At 58.5% G+C, this 21688-nt stretch carries 17 protein-coding genes; 9 read left to right on the plus strand and 8 right to left on the minus strand.

Annotated features, from left to right (window positions below):
* The first annotated feature begins 1 nt into the window (after position 1).
* Complete coding sequence (locus EYC82_RS10105) at positions 2-3109, plus strand: error-prone DNA polymerase (protein ID WP_279249409.1); 3108 nt, start codon at positions 2-4, stop codon at positions 3107-3109.
* Positions 3110-3241: 132 nt separating this feature from the next.
* Here EYC82_RS10105 and EYC82_RS10110 read toward each other — a convergent pair whose 3' ends face one another.
* The gene (locus EYC82_RS10110; protein WP_279249410.1) at positions 3242-4462 is read right to left on the minus strand and encodes an argininosuccinate synthase; all 1221 of its coding nucleotides are present in this window, start codon (positions 4460-4462) and stop codon (positions 3242-3244) included.
* A gap of 324 nt (positions 4463-4786) precedes the next feature.
* Here EYC82_RS10110 and pyrC point away from each other — a divergent pair, with 324 nt between their 5' ends.
* Positions 4787-5830: a dihydroorotase gene (pyrC, locus tag EYC82_RS10115; RefSeq protein WP_279249411.1), complete on the plus strand. Its 1044-nt coding sequence runs from the start codon at positions 4787-4789 to the stop codon at positions 5828-5830.
* Positions 5827-6465, plus strand: a complete 639-nt coding sequence (gene rnt / locus EYC82_RS10120; protein ID WP_279249412.1) for a ribonuclease T — start codon at positions 5827-5829, stop codon at positions 6463-6465. The genes pyrC and rnt overlap by 4 nt, the downstream gene beginning before the upstream one ends.
* 20 nt (positions 6466-6485) lie before the next feature.
* Here the strand turns inward: rnt and EYC82_RS10125 are convergent, their stop codons facing one another.
* Genes EYC82_RS10125 through mpl form a run of 4 tightly spaced genes read right to left on the minus strand, consistent with a single transcriptional unit; the run spans position 6486 to position 11379 of the window.
* The gene (locus EYC82_RS10125; RefSeq protein ID WP_279249413.1) at positions 6486-7082 is read right to left on the minus strand and encodes an LON peptidase substrate-binding domain-containing protein; all 597 of its coding nucleotides are present in this window, start codon (positions 7080-7082) and stop codon (positions 6486-6488) included.
* The gene (locus EYC82_RS10130) at positions 7079-7357 is read right to left on the minus strand and encodes a YkgJ family cysteine cluster protein (protein WP_279249414.1); all 279 of its coding nucleotides are present in this window, start codon (positions 7355-7357) and stop codon (positions 7079-7081) included. The genes EYC82_RS10125 and EYC82_RS10130 overlap by 4 nt, the downstream gene beginning before the upstream one ends.
* A gap of 31 nt (positions 7358-7388) precedes the next feature.
* A complete protein-coding gene (locus EYC82_RS10135; protein WP_341475056.1) occupies positions 7389-10001 on the minus strand; it encodes an efflux RND transporter permease subunit in 2613 nt (870 codons plus the stop codon).
* Positions 9994-11379: a UDP-N-acetylmuramate:L-alanyl-gamma-D-glutamyl-meso-diaminopimelate ligase gene (gene mpl, locus EYC82_RS10140; protein ID WP_279249415.1), complete on the minus strand. Its 1386-nt coding sequence runs from the start codon at positions 11377-11379 to the stop codon at positions 9994-9996. The genes EYC82_RS10135 and mpl overlap by 8 nt, the downstream gene beginning before the upstream one ends.
* A gap of 224 nt (positions 11380-11603) precedes the next feature.
* Here mpl and EYC82_RS10145 point away from each other — a divergent pair, with 224 nt between their 5' ends.
* Both EYC82_RS10145 and EYC82_RS10150 read left to right on the plus strand, forming a co-directional pair.
* Entirely contained in the window at positions 11604-12866 is a 1263-nt protein-coding gene (locus EYC82_RS10145; protein WP_279249416.1) for a 6-phosphofructokinase, read from the plus strand.
* 179 nt (positions 12867-13045) lie between these two features.
* Entirely contained in the window at positions 13046-13690 is a 645-nt protein-coding gene (locus EYC82_RS10150) for an inorganic pyrophosphatase (protein WP_279249417.1), read from the plus strand.
* Between the two features lie 12 nt (positions 13691-13702).
* Here the strand turns inward: EYC82_RS10150 and EYC82_RS10155 are convergent, their stop codons facing one another.
* From EYC82_RS10155 to EYC82_RS10165, 3 genes are all read right to left on the minus strand, one after another.
* Positions 13703-14422 (minus strand): M15 family metallopeptidase, encoded by a 720-nt coding sequence (locus EYC82_RS10155; RefSeq protein WP_279249418.1) that lies wholly within the window; start codon positions 14420-14422, stop codon positions 13703-13705.
* Between the two features lie 111 nt (positions 14423-14533).
* A complete protein-coding gene (gene sfsA / locus EYC82_RS10160) occupies positions 14534-15241 on the minus strand; it encodes a DNA/RNA nuclease SfsA (RefSeq protein WP_279249419.1) in 708 nt (235 codons plus the stop codon).
* 1 nt (position 15242) lies between these two features.
* Positions 15243-16430, minus strand: coding sequence for a pyridoxal phosphate-dependent aminotransferase (locus tag EYC82_RS10165; protein WP_279249420.1), 1188 nt, complete (start codon positions 16428-16430; stop codon positions 15243-15245).
* A gap of 603 nt (positions 16431-17033) precedes the next feature.
* On the opposite strand from EYC82_RS10165, the gene dksA reads away from it, so the two are divergent.
* From dksA to EYC82_RS10185, 4 genes are all read left to right on the plus strand, one after another.
* Positions 17034-17468, plus strand: a complete 435-nt coding sequence (gene dksA, locus EYC82_RS10170; RefSeq protein WP_279250685.1) for an RNA polymerase-binding protein DksA — start codon at positions 17034-17036, stop codon at positions 17466-17468.
* A 17-nt stretch (positions 17469-17485) separates the two neighbouring features.
* Positions 17486-18385 carry a tRNA glutamyl-Q(34) synthetase GluQRS gene (gluQRS, locus tag EYC82_RS10175; RefSeq protein ID WP_279249421.1) on the plus strand — a complete coding sequence of 300 codons (900 nt, stop codon included), beginning with the start codon at positions 17486-17488 and terminating at the stop codon, positions 18383-18385.
* Between the two features lie 110 nt (positions 18386-18495).
* Positions 18496-18672 carry a hypothetical protein gene (locus tag EYC82_RS10180; RefSeq protein ID WP_279249422.1) on the plus strand — a complete coding sequence of 59 codons (177 nt, stop codon included), beginning with the start codon at positions 18496-18498 and terminating at the stop codon, positions 18670-18672.
* Positions 18662-21637 carry an ATP-binding protein gene (locus tag EYC82_RS10185; RefSeq protein WP_279249423.1) on the plus strand — a complete coding sequence of 992 codons (2976 nt, stop codon included), beginning with the start codon at positions 18662-18664 and terminating at the stop codon, positions 21635-21637. Before EYC82_RS10180 ends, EYC82_RS10185 begins: the two co-directional genes overlap by 11 nt.
* Positions 21638-21688 lie beyond the last annotated feature (51 nt).

Genomic DNA, 21688 nt, shown 5'->3' on the forward strand with positions numbered 1-21688 from the left:
CATGCCCTACGCCGAACTCCACTGCCTCAGTTGCTACAGTTTCCTGCGCGGCGCGTCTCACCCTCACGAGCTGGTGGGGCGGGCAGCAGCGCTGGGATACCACGCGATAGCCATCACCGACGAGTGCTCACTGGCCGGTGTAGTGAAAGCCCATGTCGCGCTCAGGGAGCTGCAAGGTGATGCCAAACCCAAGCTGATCATCGGCAGCGAATTGCAACTGGAGGAAGGCATTCGGCTGGTCGCGCTGGTGCCCTCCCGCGCCGCTTATGCGGAGCTGTCAGGGCTTATCAGTATGGCCCGCAGGCGCAGCCCCAAGGGAGAATACCGGGTCGCCTTGCGCGATATTGTGTTTCATCTCAAACGCTGCCTCATCATCTGGTTACCCGACGATAACAGCGATACCACGCAGGCCTTTGGCCTGCAGCTGGCGCGTTTGTGCAAAGGCCGCCTATGGCTGGGCGTCAGCAACCTGTTGGGTAACGACGAGAGCCGTCGCTACCTTGGGCTGGCACACATGGCGAATACCCTGAGCATTCCGATGGTGGCCTGCGGCGATGTGCGCATGCATATTGCCAGCCGCAAGCCACTGCTCGACGTGCTCACCGCACTACACCACAACACCAGTATCAGCCAGCTGGGTACCCGCCGCCTGGCCAACAGCCAACAACATTTACGCACACAAAAATCACTGCGTCGCCTCTATAACCACGATCTATTGGCAGAATCCGTGCACATCGCCGAGCGCTGTGATTTTACGCTGGAGGAATTGCGTTACGAGTATCCGCAGGAAGTGGTTCCCGAGAATCACAACGCCACCAGCTACCTGCATCAGTTGGTGGCCGAGGGTGCACGGCAGCGCTGGCCGCAGGGTGTACCGCCAGACATACAGGCCCGCATCAAGCGTGAATTAGCGCTGATTAAAGAGTTGCAATACGAATACTACTTTCTCACGGTGTACGATATCGTGCGCTTTGCCCGCAGCCGGCATATCCTGTGCCAGGGCCGCGGATCAGCGGCCAACTCGGTAGTCTGTTACTGCCTGTTTATTACCGAGGTCTCGCCCGAACAGATCTCACTACTGTTTGAACGCTTCATCTCCAGGGAGCGCGACGAGCCACCTGATATCGATGTCGATTTCGAGCACGAGCGGCGAGAGGAGGTCATCCAGTATATTTACAACAAGTATTCCCGCAGACGCGCTGCCCTGGCCGCCACCATTATCACCTACCGCGCGCGCAGCGCCGTACGTGACGTGGGCAAGGCGCTCGGGCTGGATTCGGTATTCGTCGACGACCTGGCTAAATCCATGGCCTGGTGGGATCGCACCCGCGACCTGGCAAAACGTTTTGAAGAACAGGGCGTAGCGGGCCACAGTCAGCAGGCAGAGTTGTTTTACTCACTGGTACAACAAATTCTCGGGTTCCCCCGGCACCTGTCACAACATGTGGGTGGATTTGTGATTACGCGCAGCCCTATCTCGCAATTGGTGCCCGTTGAAAATGCCAGTATGGCGGACCGTACGGTCATTCAGTGGGACAAGGAGGACATCGAATCGCTGGGCCTGCTCAAGGTCGACATACTCGCGCTGGGGATGCTGTCTGCCATACGCAAGAGCCTGCAAATGGTGCACCGCTACTGCCCCGCACTCAAAACCATAAGCGATGTGCCAAGAGACGACGCCGCCACCTGGCGCATGCTGCAGCAGGCGGATACTGTCGGCGTATTCCAGATCGAATCGCGCGCGCAGATGTCGATGCTGCCGCGATTAAAACCCGCCACCTTTTACGATCTGGTGATCGAAATCGCCATCGTGCGGCCGGGCCCCATTCAGGGCAACATGGTGCACCCCTACCTCAGGCGCAAACAGGGTAAGGAGGCGATCACCTACCCCAGCGATGCCATCAGGGAAGTATTGGCGCGTACTCTGGGAGTGCCGATTTTCCAGGAGCAGGTGATCCGCCTGGCGATGGTCGCCGCAGGCTTTACCGGTGGCGAAGCAGACGCCCTGCGACGCGCCATTGCCTCCTGGGGCAGAAACAGCAAACTGCTTACCTTCGAGAAGAAACTCACCCAGGGTATGATCGAGCGCGGCTACGATGCCCGGTTCGCAGGGCAGTTATTCGACCAGATCAAGGGCTTTGCCGGTTACGGTTTTCCCGAGTCTCACTCTGCCAGCTTTGCCCTCCTCGCCTGGGTCTCCGCCTGGCTTAAATGTCATCACCCTGCCGCTTTCTTTGCAGGGCTGCTCAACAGCCAGCCTATGGGCTTTTACAGCGCCTCACAGCTTATACAGGATGCGCGCCGCCACCGGGTCGTGGTGTTACCGGTAGACGTTAACCAGTCGCTCTGGGATCACCAGTTACTGGAGTACCCAGAGGCACAGGGGCAGCCGGCACTACGCCTGGGCCTGCGTCTGGTGCGTGGCCTGAGTCGCCAGGGGGCACAGCGGCTGGTAGAGGCCAGGCAGCGCAAACCCTTCCGGCAGATCAGCAACCTGCGTCGCCGGGCACAACTCGACAAACGCGACATGGAAGCCCTCGCCGATGCCGACGCCTTGCAATCGCTGAGCGGCCACCGTCACCAGGCCCAGTGGCAGATCATGGCATTGGAACAACCCCGACCGTTGTTGCAAGACGAACAGAGTCAACACGGCAGCTATTTTGACGACGGGGTGCAGCTGCCCCGACCGAATGTAGCGGAAGACGTGTTGTCCGATTACCGCGCCACCGGGCTGACACTGCGGGCTCACCCGATGAGCCTGCTGCGCACACGTTATCCCTTCAACCGCTGCAAACGCCAGGCCGATCTCGCCGCTCTGGGTAATCGGCGTTTTGTTCGCATTGCCGGGATTGTCACCTGCCGCCAGCGCCCCGGCAGTGCCTCCGGCGTACTGTTTCTCACACTGGAAGACGAAACCGGCAACAGCAATATCGTGGTATGGCAACGCACCCAGCAGCAGTTCCGTCAGGCACTGATGGGGGGCAAGTTATTACTGGTAAAAGGTGTGGTGGAGCAGAAGGACAATGTTATCCATGTTATTGCCGGTGCCCTGTACGATTACACCAGCGAGCTGGCTGAACTGCCGGTACAGTCACACGATTTTCATTGAGAGGCGAAGCTGCCACGCGCTCAAGCCGGCAACAGGGCTACTCCGGTCGAACCCGGCAGGGCATTTTTCCTGGGTGAATCCTCCGGAGGTGCAACAGCCCTAGCGAAAAAGAACAGCAAGCCGTGCGCGCAGCTAAAACTGCGAGCGGCCCTTGTTGGCTGCAATCCTGAGACGCAGCGCGTTCAGCTTGATAAAGCCTTCCGCATCTTTCTGGTCATAGGCACCGGCGTCGTCTTCGAAGGTCGCAATCGACTCATCGAACAGACTGTCTACCGACTGCCGACCCGCCACAATGACATTACCTTTATACAGTTTGAGACGTACCTTGCCATTCACCACAGCCTGCGATTCATCAATCGCCGCCTGCAGCATCTTGCGCTCGGGTGACCACCAGTAGCCGTTGTAGATCACATTGGCGTAGCGCGGCATCAGTTCGTCCTTCAGATGTGCCACCTCCCGATCCAGTGTCAGGGACTCGATGGCCCGATGCGCTTTCAACAGGATGGTGCCGCCGGGGGTTTCATAACACCCTCGGGATTTCATGCCCACATAGCGATTCTCGACAATGTCATCGCGGCCAATGCCGTGGGCACCGCCCACCTTGTTCAGGGTTTCCAGCACCGTCGCCGGAGTCATCGCCTCTCCGTCTATCGCGACCACATCACCCTGCTCGAAATCCAGCTCGATATACACCGGTGTATCCGGCGCCGCTTCCGGGCTGACACTCCAGCGCCACATATCCTCTTCCGGCTCGGACCAGGGATTCTCCAGCAGGTCGCCCTCGTAGGAGATGTGCAGCAGGTTGGCGTCCATCGAATAGGGCGATTTTTTCTTCGCGCTGGCAAAATCCACGGGGATGTCACGATCCTTGCAGTAGGCCATCAGCGATTCGCGCGAGTGCAGGTCCCACTCCCGCCAAGGTGCGATCACCTTGATGCCGGGCTTAAGTGCATAGGCACCCAGCTCAAAGCGCACCTGGTCATTGCCTTTACCCGTCGCACCGTGAGAGATGGCATCCGCCCCGGTTTCGTTGGCGATCTCAATCAGTCGCTTGGCAATCAGGGGGCGCGCGATAGAGGTGCCCAGCAGGTACTCACCCTCGTAAATGGTGTTGGCGCGGAACATGGGGAACACGAAATCTCGCACGAATTCCTCACGCAGGTCGTCGATATAGATTTCCTTCACGCCCATGGCCTCCGCCTTGGCGCGCGCCGGTTCCACTTCCTCGCCCTGGCCGATATCCGCGGTAAATGTCACCACCTCGCAGCCATAATTGTCCTGCAGCCACCGCACGATGACCGAGGTGTCCAGACCACCGCTGTAGGCCAGTACGACTTTCTTTACGTCAGACATCTCAAGCTCCCTGGAGCCTTGGTCAGAAAAGGGCGCACATTCTAACGCCGGGGAGCGGTAATTCCCAGCGAGTTATTGTTACCAGGGTGCGCCAGCCCAATCCCCGAGCAGCAGGGCCTGTCGTTCTCCAGTGCACCTCGGTGTCTGCTGGCAGGGCATGCCACGAGAGGAGCCTGAAAAGGCTACCTGGACGACAGCGGCCGGAGCTCGGGTCCACCTCGCCGGGAAGGCGTGAATCGACACCCGCAGGCCATAGTCGATTCAGGGAATCACCCGCATTTATGGTAGGATTCCGCCCACGCTTTCTTTGTCCCAAGGCTACACGTGACCGAATTAACCATAACCCGCCCCGATGACTGGCATGTACACCTGCGGGACGGCACTGCCCTGCCCGCTACCTGCGGCGATATGGCACGTTACTTTGGACGGGCCATTGTGATGCCCAACCTGACACCCCCTGTGACCACTGTAGCGCTGGCGCTGGCCTATCGCGAGCGCCTGCTTGCGGCCATGGCCGATCAGCCGCGTCAATTCGACCCGCTGATGGTGCTCTACCTCACGGACCAGACTGAGCCACAGGAAATCGCACGGGCAGCCGCCTCCGAACACGTTCACGGGGTGAAACTTTATCCTGCCGGCGCCACCACCAACTCCGATGCCGGCGTCGCGCAACTCGATGGCCTCTACCCGGTGCTGGAGGCCATGGAGAAGGCGGACTTACCCCTGTTGGTGCACGGCGAAGTCACCGACCGCGAGGTCGATATTTTCGATCGCGAAAAAGTGTTTATCGAACAACACCTCGAGCCGATCACCCGCCGTTTCCCACGTCTGCGCACGGTGCTGGAGCACATCACAACGGCCGATGCGGTAGATTTTGTAAACTCAGCCGGCGACAGGGTAGCCGCGACCATCACAGCGCATCACTTGTTGCTTAACCGCAATGACATGTTAGTGGGGGGTATTCGCCCACACTACTATTGTCTGCCGGTACTGAAGCGACGCACACACCAGGAAGCACTGCGCACCGCGGCCACCTCGGGAAATGCCAAATTTTTCCTGGGCACAGATTCCGCACCCCACACCACTGCCAGCAAGGAAAGCGACTGCGGCTGTGCCGGGGTGTACAGCGCGCACGCGGCACTTGAACTCTACGCGGAGGTGTTCGAGCAAATGGACGCTATCAACATGCTGGAGGGTTTTGCCTCCCATTTCGGACCCGACTTTTACGGCTTGCCGCGCAATGAGGACACCGTGACACTGCGTAAGCGCAGCTGGACCGTCCCTGCACAATTGGCTCTTGGGTCCGAAACGCTGACCCCCTTAGGCGCCAACCGAGCCATCGCCTGGCAGGTTGAAGCCTCCTCATGAGTAGCGAATCCGCATGCCAGATGAGTGACCGTTTTCGCGGTTTTTTGCCCGTGGTCATCGACGTAGAGACTGGCGGATTCGATGCGTCGACCGACGCGATGCTGGAATTGGGCGCGACTACTGTGCGCATGGATGACGACGGGCTGCTGGCAGTTCATCGTACTTTCCAGTACCACGTGCAGCCGTTCGAGGGCGCTAATATCGAGCAGTCCGCTCTCGACTTCACCGGCATCGATCCCTGGCACCCCTTTCGCGAAGCTGTGCCTGAGGCGGAGGCCCTCAAGGCCATGTTCAACATCGTGCGTAAGGAGATGCGTGAGCAGTCTTGTACCCGGGCTGTGCTGGTGGGTCACAATGCCCACTTCGATGCGGGCTTTGTCAATGCGGCTGTGGAGCGATGCGATATCAAGCGCAATCCCTTCCACCCCTTTTCCCATTTCGATACGGCCACGCTGGCTGGCCTGGCCTACGGGCAAACGGTACTGGCACGCGCCTGTGAGGAAGCCGGTATCGCTTTTGACAACAACGAGGCCCACTCGGCCGCCTACGACGCCGAGCGCACCGCCGAGCTGTTTTGCGATATTGTCAACCGCTGGAAAGAATGCGGTGGCTGGCAGCCTCGCTTCAGTGAGTGAATGCGGAGCAGCAGCGAAGCTTAGTTTTCGCCACTGATCTGTTTCAGCAATACCTGTAACTCAGCCGCCAGATCATTGATGTCGGCCATGCCCAATAACTCATATTTCAGCGCCTCATCCATGGGCAATAATTGCACCAGGGCATAGGCCACCTGCCATGAATCGTTATAGTCCAGCCTCAGGTTCAGGCGCTGCACATGCGGGTGTTGTTCCAGGCTGCGGAGAATATCAAGCAGTGATTGGCTCTCTTCAGACAGACGCACCGCTGGAGGCGTCGGCTGAATTTCTACCTGGCCGATCACCAACCCATCGGACCGTGTGCTCGTTTCAAACAGGTCAAAACACTCGCCACCCTCTATCGTGATACCCAGCAAACCATTGTCGAGCTGATCCCAGTCGACGATGTGGGCACAGGTGCCGTAGTCACCAAGCTCTGCAGAGGCGCGCCCCCGCTCTGCTACTTCTGCGCCCCGCCGAATCCAGACTACCCCAAAGGGACTTTCGGACTTCATGCTGTCCTTTACCAGATCAAGATAGCGCGGCTCAAAAATCTGCAGGGGCAAGCGCCCGTAGGGCAGCAACACACCTGACAGGGGAAACAGAGGCAACTCCATCATGTCTCTGTCCACCGCACTGTTGAGGGCTGCGTCTCGACCTCCAGTGCAGCCAGAAGCGCCAGTGCCTCGTCCCGATTATTGCCGCAGCAGGCTGGCTGTGGCATGAACGCCGCGCACAGGCCAGGGCGTCGCGCATCCCCAAACAAACGGCAGCCTTCAGCGTCATCCAGATGAATGCAAGACTCACCCGCCGGCTTACCGTTGGGCATGCCATAAAAAGGCTGGTGGATAGAGGGCGCAACACAACAGGCACCGCAGTGGCTTCGACAGTCCATCAGTCTCTGCCTCTCACCCCGAACGATAGCCTCATGCGTTATCTGCCGGGCCCAGCGCCCGGAACAGTATGATGAGGCGCGGCAGTAACAGCAGGGCACCGATGACCGCCGTCAACATGGCCAGCACCGTCAACAGGCCAAAGTAAATACTCGGGTTGAAGTTTGACAGTGTCAGCATGGAGAAACCCACCACCACCGTCACGGTAGTGTAATACAGTGCGCGGCCGATGCTCTCGTGGCAGCGGTACATAGTCGCCACGTAGTCACGATCGCGAGGAAACTCACGCCGAAAGCGATGCACGTAATGAATACAATTATCGACGCCAATGCCCAACACAATAGCAGCAATGGTAATGGTCATAATATCCAGTGGTGTTCCCGTTAGCCCCATTACTCCCAGCACCATGCCCGCCGCCAGCAGGTTCGGCACCAGCGCGATGAGTGACAGTTTCAGAGAGCGGAACAGCACCAGGAACATGACCAGGATCACGGCAAATACCGTGCCCAGGGTAAGAATCTGGGAGCGGAACAGGCTTTGCAGTACGTTGTTATACAACACCAGCATGCCCGTCAGTTGTACCTGCGATTCTTCCAGCCCTAATTCCTCCACCAGGTCGCGTTTGAGTGCTACCAGAAAATCATTGCGTCGCAATGTCTCGCTGGTTTCTTTTACACGCACATTGATGCGCACCTGCTCTTTGTCGAGCGAGAAATAGGGGTCGACCATCATTTCCTTGATGTCGTCTGTGAGGCTTTTCTGAACCAGGGCCAGCTCTACGCTGCTGATATCCTGGCCCATCAGATCCTTGACTACCGCGTAAACGGTGGACAGAGACAGGACTTTGCCAGTCTCTTCCAGCGCATCGATGTGGTTGTGCACAAGGTCAAGCTGACGCATGCCCGGCACACTGAACCAGTAGCTGGGCTTGAAGCTCTCCTGCCCTGGCACACCGAAATCATCATCGCCAAAGTCATCGCCCCACTCGTCGGCGAACTCATCGTCGCCGAAGTCCTCATCGGCAAATTCATCCTCGATAACACCGTCGCCGCCTGGCGGGTCGCCAACAACCGGCGATGCGTCGCTGGCAGGCGAGAGATTCTCCAATCCGGGCAACGGCGCAGTCATGTCCGGCGCCGTGATCACGATATCCAGCGGGATGGTGCCACCCAGTCGAGCGTCAAGCAGCTCCATGCCACGATAAATTTCAGTGGTCTCATGAAAGTAATCGATAAAGCGGTTTTCAACTTCCAGACGCGAAACACCGTATACCGTCAACGCGAACAGCAGCAGACTCACAAACAGGATGGTGCCGCCGAAGCGATCTGCCAGTACCGCGAAGTAGCGCGTTAAGGGCGGGGTGTCGTCGGCGTGAGCAGTCTCCTGCGTATCGCGCCAGACCACCATCAGGCAGGGCACCACCAGGAACGTTATCAGCAGGGCAATGACAATACCGGTAGTCATCATCCAGCCGAAGTCGATAACCGGCTGGATACCCGATACCACCAGAGATACAAACGCCACTGCAGTGGTCAGGCAGCTGTAAAAACACGGTACAACCATAAGCCGTACGGTATTGAGCACGCGCTCATGCAGACTCCCGTCCGGATCCAGCGCGTGCAGTTCGCGGTAGCGAACGATAAGGTGAATGCTCAGTGCAAGGCAGATAATGAGCAACACGGCGACAAAGTTGGACGAAATGACCGTCATGCGCCAGTCCAGCAAACCGAGCAGTCCCAGCATCACCACCAGGGTATAACCACAGGCCACCAGGGGAATAACAACCCAGCGCAGACGACGGAAGACCACCGCCAGAATCAGCAGCATTATCCCAAGAATCGCGCCGCCGAAATTAGTCAGGTCGCTTTCGACAAACGTCACCATATCCGCCGCGATCATGGGCACCCCACCGACGAACAACTGGGCGTAATCACCGTAGCGAGACACTATTTCGCGCACGTTGACTACCAACTGACTTTGCCGTTCGAGGACTACGCTGGTGTGCGCTTTGTATAATTGCTCCGTAGTCTGGAGCTCGACCGCCTGCGCCGCAGACAGCGTGCCCGCTTTGTCCAGGTTACGCAGCGCATCCCGTTTTTGCAGCAGCTCGTCGTAGTAATCGTCGCGCTCAAGGTTGATCTGGACCGCGGTCAACTCACCGTCTTCACTGACCAGCAGGTTGGCGTAAATAGGACTGGTGGTGAATTCAGTAAGGGCCTGACTACGGTCAATACCCTCGTCCTCCAGACTGGGCAGGGGGTCGCCAGAGGTAATATCGCGCAAGCTGACCGGCGGGCTCTCCAGCAAAGGCACATCCCACACCGTAACCACCGAGGACACGCCCTCTAGCTCACGCAACTCGTCCGCCATGGTGCGCAGCGGGTCCAGAGACGCGGACGACAGCAGCTCGACATCAGGGCTCCAGGTCACCAGCACAAACTCCTCCGTGCGGTATTCCCGGCCTACCTCGCGGAATAGCTCCAGTGAGGGATCGCCCTGCAGCAGCAGCGCGTCGGCAGAGGCGTCCAACGTAATCTTATGAAGCTGGGTCGCCATGCCTGCCACCAGCAGAGTCACCAGCGCAAGGGTCATCCAGGGGCGACGGAGCACCAGCCGGTCGTAGATAGAAGTCATCCATTCAAACACGGGGCAGTTTTCCCTCCAGACTATCGAGCAGTTTTCGGTGTATACCGCCGAAACCCCCGTTACTCATGATAACCACTTGATCTCCCTCCCGCGCCTCTTCAGACACGGCGCCGACCAGCGCGTCGATGTCGGTATACAAGTGTGCAGCAGTGTCGCCGCTCGCAATAACGTCCTCGAGGGACCAATCGAGACCCGCGGGCTGAAACCAGTGAACCAGATCGGCATCCCGAGTGGAAGCGGCCAATTGTGCCCTGTGTTCACCCATACGCATGGTATTGGAGCGGGGTTCAATCAGGGCAATTAGCCGGCCGGCCCCGGTCCGAGCCCGCAACCCCTTCAACGTTGTAGCGATCGCCGTAGGGTGATGGGCAAAATCGTCGTACACCGCGACGTTGCCGGGCCTGCCCAACAGCTCAAGCCGCCGCTTCACCCCCTTAAAGGCGCCCAGTGCATCCGCCGAAATTCCGGGTAACACGCCAACGTGTTTGGCAGCCGCCATCGCAGTCAGGCCGTTTTCGACATTGTGGTCACCGCAGTACTGCCACCTCACCTCAGCGCTGTCGTCCGGGCCGGGGTGCACACGGAAAGCCGAACCATCCGCCTCCAGCAATTCTGCTCGCCAGTCTGCCCCGCTCGCATCTCCAAGACCGAAGGATACCGTGGGTGTCCAACATCCCGCAGCAAGGGTTTCATCGATCGCGTTCACGCCGTGGCGATAAACGACCAGCCCGCCGCCCGGCACACAGCGCAATAAATGGTGAAACTGACGCTGAATGGCCGCGAGGTCATCGAAGATATCGGCGTGATCGAATTCAAGGTTATTGATGCAGAGCGTTCGTGGCCGGTAGTGAACAAACTTGGAACGCTTGTCGAAAAAGGCCGTATCGTACTCATCCGCCTCCACCACGAAAAAATCCGATCCACCCAGACGCGCAGACAAACCGAAATTACCGGGCACACCGCCAATCAAAAAGCCCGGTGACATGCCCGCGTACTCCAGGATCCAGGCCAGCAGGCTACTGGTGGACGTCTTGCCATGGGTGCCGGATACCGCCAGCACCCACCTGCCCTGCAGAACATGCTCCGATAACCACTGGGGGCCAGAGGTATAGCGTAAACCGACATTCAACAGATGCTCCACCAACGGATTGCCACGGCTCATAGCGTTCCCTACCACCACGCAATCCGGCGCCGGCTCAAGGTGCTCAGGATGATAACCCTCCATCAGCTCGATACCCGCCGCTTGCAGCTGGGTGCTCATGGGTGGATAGACATTCGCATCGGACCCGGTAACCCGGTACCCGAGCTCCCTGGCCAGCAGGGCGATACCACCCATAAAGGTGCCGCAGATGCCGAGAATATGGATGTGCTCTTTCAACAAGCGCTCCTTGAATTCAAGCCGGCATGGTAGCACGGGGCGGAGACTGCTGACATCAGCGTGCATCCCTCGCAGCGACTCCAATTAGGCGCATCAGAGGCGCCCGGCTTAACTCACCGCAACAGTCCACAAGCCTGCGCAATTGCCGTATGATCACCCTCCAATTAACGGCCATGCCAACAACAGCAAAAAACGCGCTGCACCCATCACAGGAAACTGCCTCCATGCCTCGCAAGAACGCCTTCTATGCCCAGTCCGGCGGTGTCACAGCCGTTATTAACGCCTCCGCCTGCGGGGTTATTGAAACGGCACGAGCGCATCGCGCTGACATCGGTAAGGTCTATGCCGGGCGCAATGGCATCATAGGAGCCCTGCGGGAAGACCTGATCGACACCAGCAAAGAGAGTGCGGCCGCTATCCACGGCCTGTTGAGCACGCCTTCGGGCGCTTTCGGCTCCTGCCGCTACAAGCTGAAAAGCCTCGAGGAGAACCGCGCGGAATACGAGCGATTGATCGAGGTGTTCAAGGCGCACAATATCGGTTACTTTTTTTATAACGGCGGCGGCGACTCGGCTGATACCTGCCTCAAGATTTCACAACTGAGCGAAACACTGGGCTACCCGCTACAAGCGATCCACGTACCCAAGACCATCGACAACGACCTGCCCCTGACAGATAACTGCCCAGGCTTTGGCTCTGTAGCCAAGTACGTCGCCATTTCCACCAAGGAGGCCGCATTGGACGTGGCCTCCATGTGCGAGACCTCTACCAAGGTGTTCATCCTCGAGGTAATGGGCCGCCATGCGGGGTGGATTGCCGGCGCCGCAGGACTGGCGGCAGAAGAAGAAGGGGACGCACCCCATATCATTCTGTTCCCCGAGATTGCCTTTAATCACAAGAAGTTCATGGCGCGGGTGCAGCGCACCGTGAAGCGCTTCGGCTATTGCGTCATCGTGGCCTCTGAGGGCGCACAATACAAAGACGGTACATTTCTATCGGAATCCGGCGTCAAAGATGCCTTCGGCCACAGCCAGCTAGGCGGCCTCGCGCCTCTGCTGGCCGGCATGATCAAGGACGAGCTGGGCTACAAATACCACTGGGCCGTAGCGGATTATCTGCAGCGCTCAGCGCGACACATCGCCTCGCAAACCGATGTAGACCAGGCCTATGCTCTGGGCAAGGCGGCGGTTGAATACGCTCTCGCTGGTGAAAATGCGGTCATGCCCTGCATAGAACGGGGTAAGGGTAAACGCTATCGCTGGTCAATCGGCAAAGCGCCTTTGGACAAAGTGGCCAACGTGGAAAAAATGATGCCTCGCAACTACATCACCCGCGACGGCTTCGGTATCACCGAGCCAGCACGGGCGTATTTCGCGCCACTCATTATGGGTGAAGCCTACCCCGACTACCGGGGGGGCCTGCCTGTCTATGTGAAATTGAAAAATCACTCTGTGGAACGCAAGCTCAAAAGACGCTTCAAGGTCTAGCGTTCTGAAAGCTGCGGCCGGTCTCGAAATCGAAACCGCAGCGAGGCACCCGGCAACACTGCTTCAAATACTGTAATCCCCACTTTTTATCCCGATACAGCGAGATTTTAACTGACCTTGTCTGTACAATGCGCGCCTTCCGATTTAGGCAACCTACTGTTTCACCTCGAGGAAAACCCATGTACAGCAACAGCGACTTTAACCGGTGGCGCCGGCATCCGTGGCACGGTCTCCGCGCGCAAAAAGACGATATGCCCGAAGATATCGTTCAGGTTTATGTGGAAATGACGCCGGCCGACGTGGTCAAGTACGAACTGGACAAATCATCCGGTTTCCTCGTGGTAGATCGGCCACAGCGAACCACCTCCAGCCCCCCCGCCCTTTACGGCTTCATTCCGCGCACCTATTGCGCAGAAGAAGTCGCCGCCCGCTGCCCGGGTGTCGACATAGCCGACGGCGATCCATTGGACATCTGTGTTTACTCCGAGCGGCACATCACCCGCGCCGACATCGTACTGCGCGCGCGCGTTGTGGGCGGCATTCAGATGATTGACGGCGGTGAGGCAGACGACAAAATCGTTGCCGTGCTTGAGGGAGATAACATCTGGGGGCATGTACAGGACATCACGGACCTGCCGTCCATCAAGACCGAGCGCCTGCAGCACTATTTTTCTACCTACAAGATGATTCCGGGCAAGGAAACTGACATCAAGGTGGACTTCGTTTATGGCCGCGAGGAAGCACTGAAAGTAATCGCCGCATCACAACGGGACTACTCAAATCACTTCGGGCACCTGCATACAGAGGCCAAGGCCAAGGAATAACGCGAGACAGGACTAGGCTTTCGCGCGAGGCCCACACCAGCTTCCCGGCACTTCAACGTAGCGCTGCAGTATGCCGGGGAGTGTTTTTTCTATTTCATCACGCAACTGCAGCTCATCGCTATTTGCATTCCAGCAGGCCACCAGCACCTCTGCGCTCATCCTGCGCTCCCACTCTCGAGACAGGGGGGCATAACTGAGGTGCCAACGCTCTGGCGCCACCCCTCCACGGTCTTCGCTGTAAGGCCGGTAAAATCCATGCGATGTCTGAGCGGCCATACGCTGATCCAGCCAGCAGTGCAAAGCATCGAACGGGCCGCCCGCGCTGACTTCCGCTGCGGATAACTGCAGCCGGTAACCCTCCGGAACAGCGCTCGCGTCGTAAACATCGAGGTCGGTTCCCCAGTGGTGTCGGGAGGTGCCTGGTATCGCCGAGTAGCGCAGGATTGCATGAAGCCTGTCTCCGGGAGACATATCAGCCAGCATCACAGGCTCATCGTTGTCGTCGTAAACCGGTCGCTCACCGCGGGCCTTGCCGTTCCAGATGGCCAGCTGGCGCTCGAAGGAGCGAAAACTACTGGCGATCACCAGATCGAAGCCCGCCGCCGCCGCGTCTTCCCGCAGTGCCGAAAACGCGTCGGCCGCAGGCAGTTGCAGGCGATGCCCGCCGGGCAAGTTCACCAGGTGCGAATCATCCAGTCCGGTTAGCTGGGCGCGCTCAGGCTGCACCGACATATACAGTCACTCCATCATGCAACATGGCATCGAACCGTGCGCGGGTTGCACGTTTCGAAACCCATCCTAGCGCGAACCACCGCAAATCGACAGTCAACGACTGGACAACGACTAAGGGGGGTCGGGGGAGAAGGTTAAGGGGGCTTCCAGTGTCAGGCCGGCGGGATCAACCCGGCTGCGCCACGCGAGGATTTCAACGCCGGCCGCCTGTGCTTCAACCATTGCCTCGCGGTAACGGCGATCGATATCTCCCGCAACGCTGACATGATCGATTCCAGCATGGAGGACACAAAAAAACAGGACGGCGCGAGTGTCTTTTTGCGCCGCAATACGCGCCAGCTCACCCAGGTGTTTACGACCGCGCTCACTGACCGCGTCGGGGAACACCCCAAGGCCCCCCTCGCGACAGAGCGTCACGGATTTCACCTCGATAAACGCTCGACCAACATCCCCCTCAAGCAGCAGATCGATACGGCTGCCTTCGCCATATTTCACCTCGCGACGAATGTCTGGATATGCCTCGAAGCCGCTGATAATGCCCGCTTCAAACGCCTCTCTCACAACGGCATTGGCCTTTGCCGAGTGAATACAGGCCATGCCCTGTGAGGTCTCAACCAGCTCCCAGGTATGGGGATACTTACGCGTCCGCGAATCGCTGACAGACAGCCATACCCTGCTGCCAGGTTCTGCACAGCCCGTCATGGCGCCCGTATTAGGGCAATGGGCTGTCAGAGTCACGCCGTCAGACAATTCCACATCGGCAAGGAACCGTTTGTAGCGACGCAGCAGGGTTCCCTCTACGAGGTCTGAAAACATCATATTAGCCCAGCACCCTGGCCAATCGCTCCACTGCCAGTTCCAGCCGGTCCATCCCGGTGGTATAGGAAAAGCGTACGTGCTCAGCCGATCGATGATGCCCGAAATCCATGCCCGGGGTGAGCGCTACGCCGTGCTCCTCCAGCAAGCGCAGACAGAATGCCTGACTGTCATGGGTAAAACGGCTGGCGTCGGCATAGATATAGAACGCGCCCGTTGGGGTGCACGGCACGGAAAAACCCAGGTTCTGTAAAGCGGGCAACAGAAAGTCGCGACGCAGACGGAAAATATCCCGGCGCTCCTCAAGAATGGCAAGGGTACTCGGTTCAAAACCGGCCAGTGCCGCATGCTGGGCCATGGTCGACATGGAAATAAACAGGTTCTGTGCGAGCTTTTCCATCTCCTTCACCGCGGCTTCTGGCGCTACCAGCCAACCCAGGCGCCAGCCAGTCATGCCAAAATACTTGGAAAAGCTGTTCACGACAAAGGCGTCAGGATCAACCTCCAAAACGGACGGTGCGTCGCCCTCGTACACCAACCCGTGGTATATCTCGTCTACCAGCAGATGCCCGTTGCGCGCACGGACTTCTGCCGAAAGCGCCGCCAGTTGCGGTCGAGACAGGGCTGTTCCGGTCGGGTTAGCAGGGGATGCCACCATGGCACCCACCGTATTGTCCGCCCAGTTGTCGGCAACGAGTTCAGCATTGAGCTGGTAATTACTTGACGCGTCGACCGGCACCAGCTGCCCTCGTCCCTCAACCAGACGCATGAAGTGCCGATTACAGGGATAACCGGGGTCGCTCATCAACATGCCATCCCCCGGATTCATCAACAGGGCGGCGATCAGCAGGAGGGCCCCGGACGCGCCGGGCGTGACCATGATCCTCGAAGGCGGAATATCCAGTCCGTAGTGATCCTGATAGTGGCGAGAAAGTGCCTCCCTGAGTGGCGGGATGCCCGCGGCTTGTGAATAGTGAGTGGCGCCGCGTTTAAGCGCAGCCCTGCCAGCCTCGATAATGGGCTTGGCCGTGGCGAAATCAGGTTCGCCCGCGGCCATATGCACGATATCCGCACCGGCCGCCTCTAACGCGGTAGCACGCGCCAGTACCTCCACCACGCGGAATGGCTCAATCTCGTCGACGCGATCGGCGAAACCCCGTGAACGGCCTGACTCGGGTTTGGATTCCGACATATAACAGTCCCATTTGCAGCAACGCGCTATTCTACCAACGACCACAGGGGGGTGACAGCAAGATGGAAATTCAATGTAGAAATAGTGGCGCGCATAGCGGTAATCTGGTAGTTTCAGCGCCCTTATAAATCTGGCCTCGAGCCATCGTGCCAGATAGCCCCAATAACAGTGCGTTACCAGGAGTATGGGACAATAGCCATGCCACGAAATACCAAGACAGGGAAAGCACCCGCTAAGAAGGCGACGGCCAAGAAAAAGGCACCCGCCAAGAAAGCCGCCGCTAAGAAAGCACCTGCCAAGAAAAAGGCACCCGCTAAGAAAGCACCCGCCAAAAAAGCGCCTGCCAAGAAAAAGGTACCCGCTAAGAAAGCACCCGCCAAAAAAGCGCCTGCCAAGAAAAAGGCACCCGCTAAGAAAGCACCCGCTAAGAAAGCACCCGCTAAGAAAGCACCCGCCAAAAAAGCGCCTGCCAAGAAAAAGGCACCCGCTAAGAAAGCGCCCGTTAAAAAAGCGCCCGCTAAAAAGGCCGCCGCCAAAAAATCACCCCCCAGAAAGGTGCCCGCCCGGAAGACGGCGCCTGTTAGGCGAAAGGCACCGGCTCGCATCAAGTACAAACCCGGCAATCCTGAATTCCAGAACTTTGAACCCTACCAGCCTAGCCGCGGCGAAGCCTACATGAACGAACCACAGCGTGAACACTTTCTCGGCCTGCTGCTTAACTGGAAGTCCGAGCTGATGCAGGAAGTCGATCGCACCGTGATGCACATGAAGGATGAAGCAGCCAACTTTCCCGATCCGGCAGACCGCGCCACCCAGGAAGAGGAGTTCAGTCTGGAGCTGCGCACGCGTGATCGGGAGCGCAAGCTGATCAAGAAGATCGACGCGACCATGGAGCTGATCGATCAGGACGATTACGGCTACTGCGAAGCCTGCGGCGTGGAAATCGGCATTCAACGACTGGAAGCCCGACCCACCGCCACCCAGTGCATCGACTGCAAGACTCTGGCTGAAATCAAAGAAAAACAGGAACTGGGTTAATCCCCCGGGCGCTTATCGTGCCCGACTCCAGCACGCCCTACCGCGGCCGCTTTGCTCCCTCGCCAACTGGCCCGTTACACCTCGGGTCGCTGATAGCAGCGCTGGCCAGCTGTCTGGACGCGCGCGCTCAGCAGGGCTCATGGCTGGTCCGCATCGATGATCTGGATCCGCCGCGCGAGGAATCAGGCGCAACAGCTAGCATTCTGCAGAGCCTGCGCTGTCACGCGCTGCACTGGGACGAGGACATCCTGTACCAGAGTCATCGCTCCCTCGCCTACCAAAAAGTACTCGACACTCTGCAGGCAACGGGGTTGTTGTTTGCCTGTGATTGCCCGCGCGTCAAGCTCGACGCCAACGGCAACTGCGGCGGCGGCTGTCGCCGCCGCCAGACAGGCATCACCGGTCCGGCAGCGCTGCGGGCGCACCTATCGGAAGGCAGTGTTATTCGCTTCACAGACCAGCTTCAGGGCCAGCAGACTCTCGCCAGCGGGCAGCCCATTAACGACTTCGTAGTTCGACGCAGGGACGGCCTGAATGCCTACCAGCTCGCCGTGGTAGTGGACGACGCCGCGCAGGGAATTAACCACGTCGTTCGAGGGTCTGACTTGCTGGACACCACCGCGAAACAGGTCTTCCTGCAACAGCAGCTGGGCTACCCAACACCGGTCTACTGCCATCTGCCGGTTATCACCAACTCGCTGGGACAGAAATTCAGCAAACAGACTCACGCCCCTCCGCTGAACGATGATGCCGCTGCAGGCAATCTGCGCCTCGCGTTGTCTTTCCTGAATCAGCCGGAGCCGCCGCCTGGCCTGTTGCAGCCCGCCGATATCCTGACCTTTGCGACTACCCACTGGCAGCGTAATGAAATCCCCGCGCGCGCAGCTATCGACGCAGCCGCCATCGGAGTCACCTGAGGCCCCGCAGCTTTACCCGCCCTGAGCGCTTCAGTATTATCGCCAGACCGCTGCAGCACCGGCACAGATAAAAGCCCTGTCGCTTCGCTAACCAAAGGGGGATCACGAGCGTGTACATCAATCGCCTGTTGTTACTGGCCGCCGGAGCCTTCCTGATTTTTTTTCCTGCCTTTGAAAACTGGATTATTAATTCAGAGGTGGCCTGGTACCGTCCCTGGCAGTTCTGGCTTGTGATTGTGGTGGCGGCTTACTGGAATCAGCGATCGAGGTATCCGGATGAGCTTTAGCCTCGCACAGATACTCCTGTTTATTATTGCGTATCTGACGGGTCTGTTTGCCATCGCACACCTCGCCGACCGGGGGATAATTCCCGACCGAATCACCCGCCACCCCGCCGTTTATACACTGTCCCTCGGTGTCTTCGCAGGCGCTATGGCCAGTAACGGCGTGATGAGTCTGGCCTATGACTACGGCTATAACTTTCTCCTCTACTATGTCGGGGTGGTGTTGATGTTCGTCCTCGCGGCGGTTCTCCTGGTGCCGCTGTTGCGTCTGTGTCGTCTCTACCAGCTCGCCTCTCTAGCCGATGTGCTCACCTTTCGCTATGGCAGCCCCGTGGTCGGCGCCAGCATCACGCTGGCCATGTGCATAACCGTGCTGCCACTGCTTGCGCTGCAAATTCAAGCCGTGGCGACCAGCATACAGATTCTCGCCGGAGGCAGCTCTACGCTTTCGCCAGAGGGCGAGCACAATGGATTGGCGTTTCTGTTCTGCGTGATTATCAGCGTGTTTTCAATGCTGTTTGGCACTCGACACGCCTCAGCACAAGATCGCAACACGGGCCTGGTGACCGCCATCGCCTTTGAGTCACTGATTAAACTGACCGCCATGCTGGCACTGATGCTGGTGGCGGTGTTTTTCGTATTCGGCAGCTTCGGAGAAATGGAGCAATGGCTTCTGTCGCAGCCCGAGGTCAGCGCGCAGCTAGCCCAGCCAATGCGCGGCAACAGCGGGCTCATACTGTTACTCATTTTCTTCGCGGGCGCCGTGTGCATGCCCCACCTGTTTCATATGGCCTTTGCAGAGAACACCGACAGCCGCGATATGCGCGCTGCCACCTGGGGTCTGCCGCTCTACCTCATGCTACTCAGCCTGCCTGTATTACCCATCGCCTGGGCAGGCATCCGCATGGGCCACACGCTGCCCCTGGATTACAGCGCTCTGGCAATAGGCATGGTGCTGCAATCCAAATCGATCAGTGCCGTCGCGTTTGTCGCCGGCATGTCCGCGGCCAGTGCCACCATTATTATCACTACGCTGGCCCTCGCAAACATGTGCCTGAACCATCTGGTGCTGCCGCTGCGACCCCTGCAGATTGAGCGGAATCAAAGCATTTACAGTCAGCTGAAGTGGCTGCGGCGCGCGCTCATCTGTGTGCTCATTCTGGCGGGGTATGTCCTGTTCGCTTTCCTGAATCTAGGCCAGAGCCTGACTCAACTTGCGCTGGTCGCCTTCACCGGCACCCTGCAGTTTCTCCCCGGCATTATTGCCACTCCCTACTGGCCCCGAGGCAACCACTATGGCCTGATAGCGGGCCTGATGGGCGGCTTTTTGATCTGGTTCCTCGCCATGTTACTTCCACTGGCCGGCGCCGACATCCCGATGCCTCTGCAAATTCTCCTGGGCGAGGTCGCCACCGGCAATAATCGACAGTGGGCGACCACCGCAATCGTGTCATTGGGAGTCAACAGCCTGTTATTTATGCTCGTTTCAATGTTTACACGGACCGGTGAAGAGGAAAAAGTGGCGGCTGACATCTGCTCTATGGATGATCTGCCGCGCCCAACCCGAAAAATCCTGTCGGTAAACAATGCCGCAGAATTCGCCGCCCGGATGGCTGGCGCACTGGGTAAGCACACCGCGCAAGACGAAGTGGAGCGCGCCCTGGAAGAGCTGCAGTTTTCCATCGAGGAAAAGCGTCCCTATGCCCTGCGACGTTTGCGACGACGCATTGAAACAAACCTCTCTGGCATGCTGGGTCCAAGCGAGGCCCACCGAATTGTGGAGAGCGCCATCCCGTTTGTCGCAAGTGACGGTGATAGGGACCGGGAGGATTTTTATCTGCTGGAGCGCAATCTGGAGCAATCCAAACCCCGTCTGACAGGACTTGCCGCCGACCTGAATGACCTGCGCAGCCACTACCGAAAGACACTGGACAACCTCCCGATTGGTGCGTGCTCCGTAGGCGACACCGGTGAAATATTAATGTGGAACCAAAGCATGGTGCGCATTACAGGCGTCGCAGAGAGCGATATCATCGGCTCCCTGCTCAGCTCACTTCCGTCTCCCTGGAGCCGCATACTGGAGGAGTTTTTCCACAGCGATGCGAGCATGCGCGTCAAGACAGAAGTGACGCTGCCGCAGGGCAATAAGCGCTGGCTCGGACTGCACCGGACAGCGACCGACACGCTGTCAAACAACAACACCCTGATTGTAGTTGAGGATATGACTGATGTGCAGCTTCTGGAGGAGGAACTTCTGCACAGTGAGCGACTGGCTTCGATTGGACGGCTGGCCGCTGGTGTCGCTCACGAGATCGGCAACCCGGTCACGGGCATCGCCTGCCTTGCCCAGAACCTGGAGTATGAAAAAGCGCCCGGTGAGATTCAACATATGGCCCAGGACATTCTAAAGCAGACCGAGCGAGTAAACCGTATCGTCGAGTCACTGATGCACTTCTCTCATTCAGGAGCAAGAACCAGCGAGGCAACCCTGCGGTCTATCAACCTCGCGGACTGTATTGACGAGGCCATTCACTTACTGTCACTGGATCGTGAAACAAAGCCCGCCCACTTCGACAACCGCTGTGACCGGGAGCTGCTGATAGTCGCAGACAGCCAACGCCTGCTGCAAGTGGCTATCAACCTGTTGTCTAACGCAAGGGATGCGCGCACGGATGGCGCGGACGTCAGGATTATTGCCCGCGCCGATGAGGAGCGTGTGCAGATTGACATTGAGGACAATGGGTGCGGGATACCCGCCGAACAGCAGAATCAGATTTTTGAACCGTTTTTCACCACCAAGGACCCCGGCGAGGGCACGGGCCTCGGGCTGGCATTGGTGTTCAGTATTATGGAAGACATGAACGGCCGTGTAAGCCTGACCAGCCCCCTCGTTGACGGCCCCTATCCGGGCACGCGATTTACCCTGCAACTTCCCCGGGGCCGTTACGATATCGACTACGATTTGTAACCCTGCGTTACACAATACGCCCTCTTGACTGGCAAAACTTCCGGCCTGGTA

This window comes from Candidatus Marimicrobium litorale, assembly GCF_026262645.1.
In the GTDB taxonomy this organism is placed as follows: Bacteria; Pseudomonadota; Gammaproteobacteria; order Pseudomonadales; family Halieaceae; genus Marimicrobium; species Marimicrobium litorale.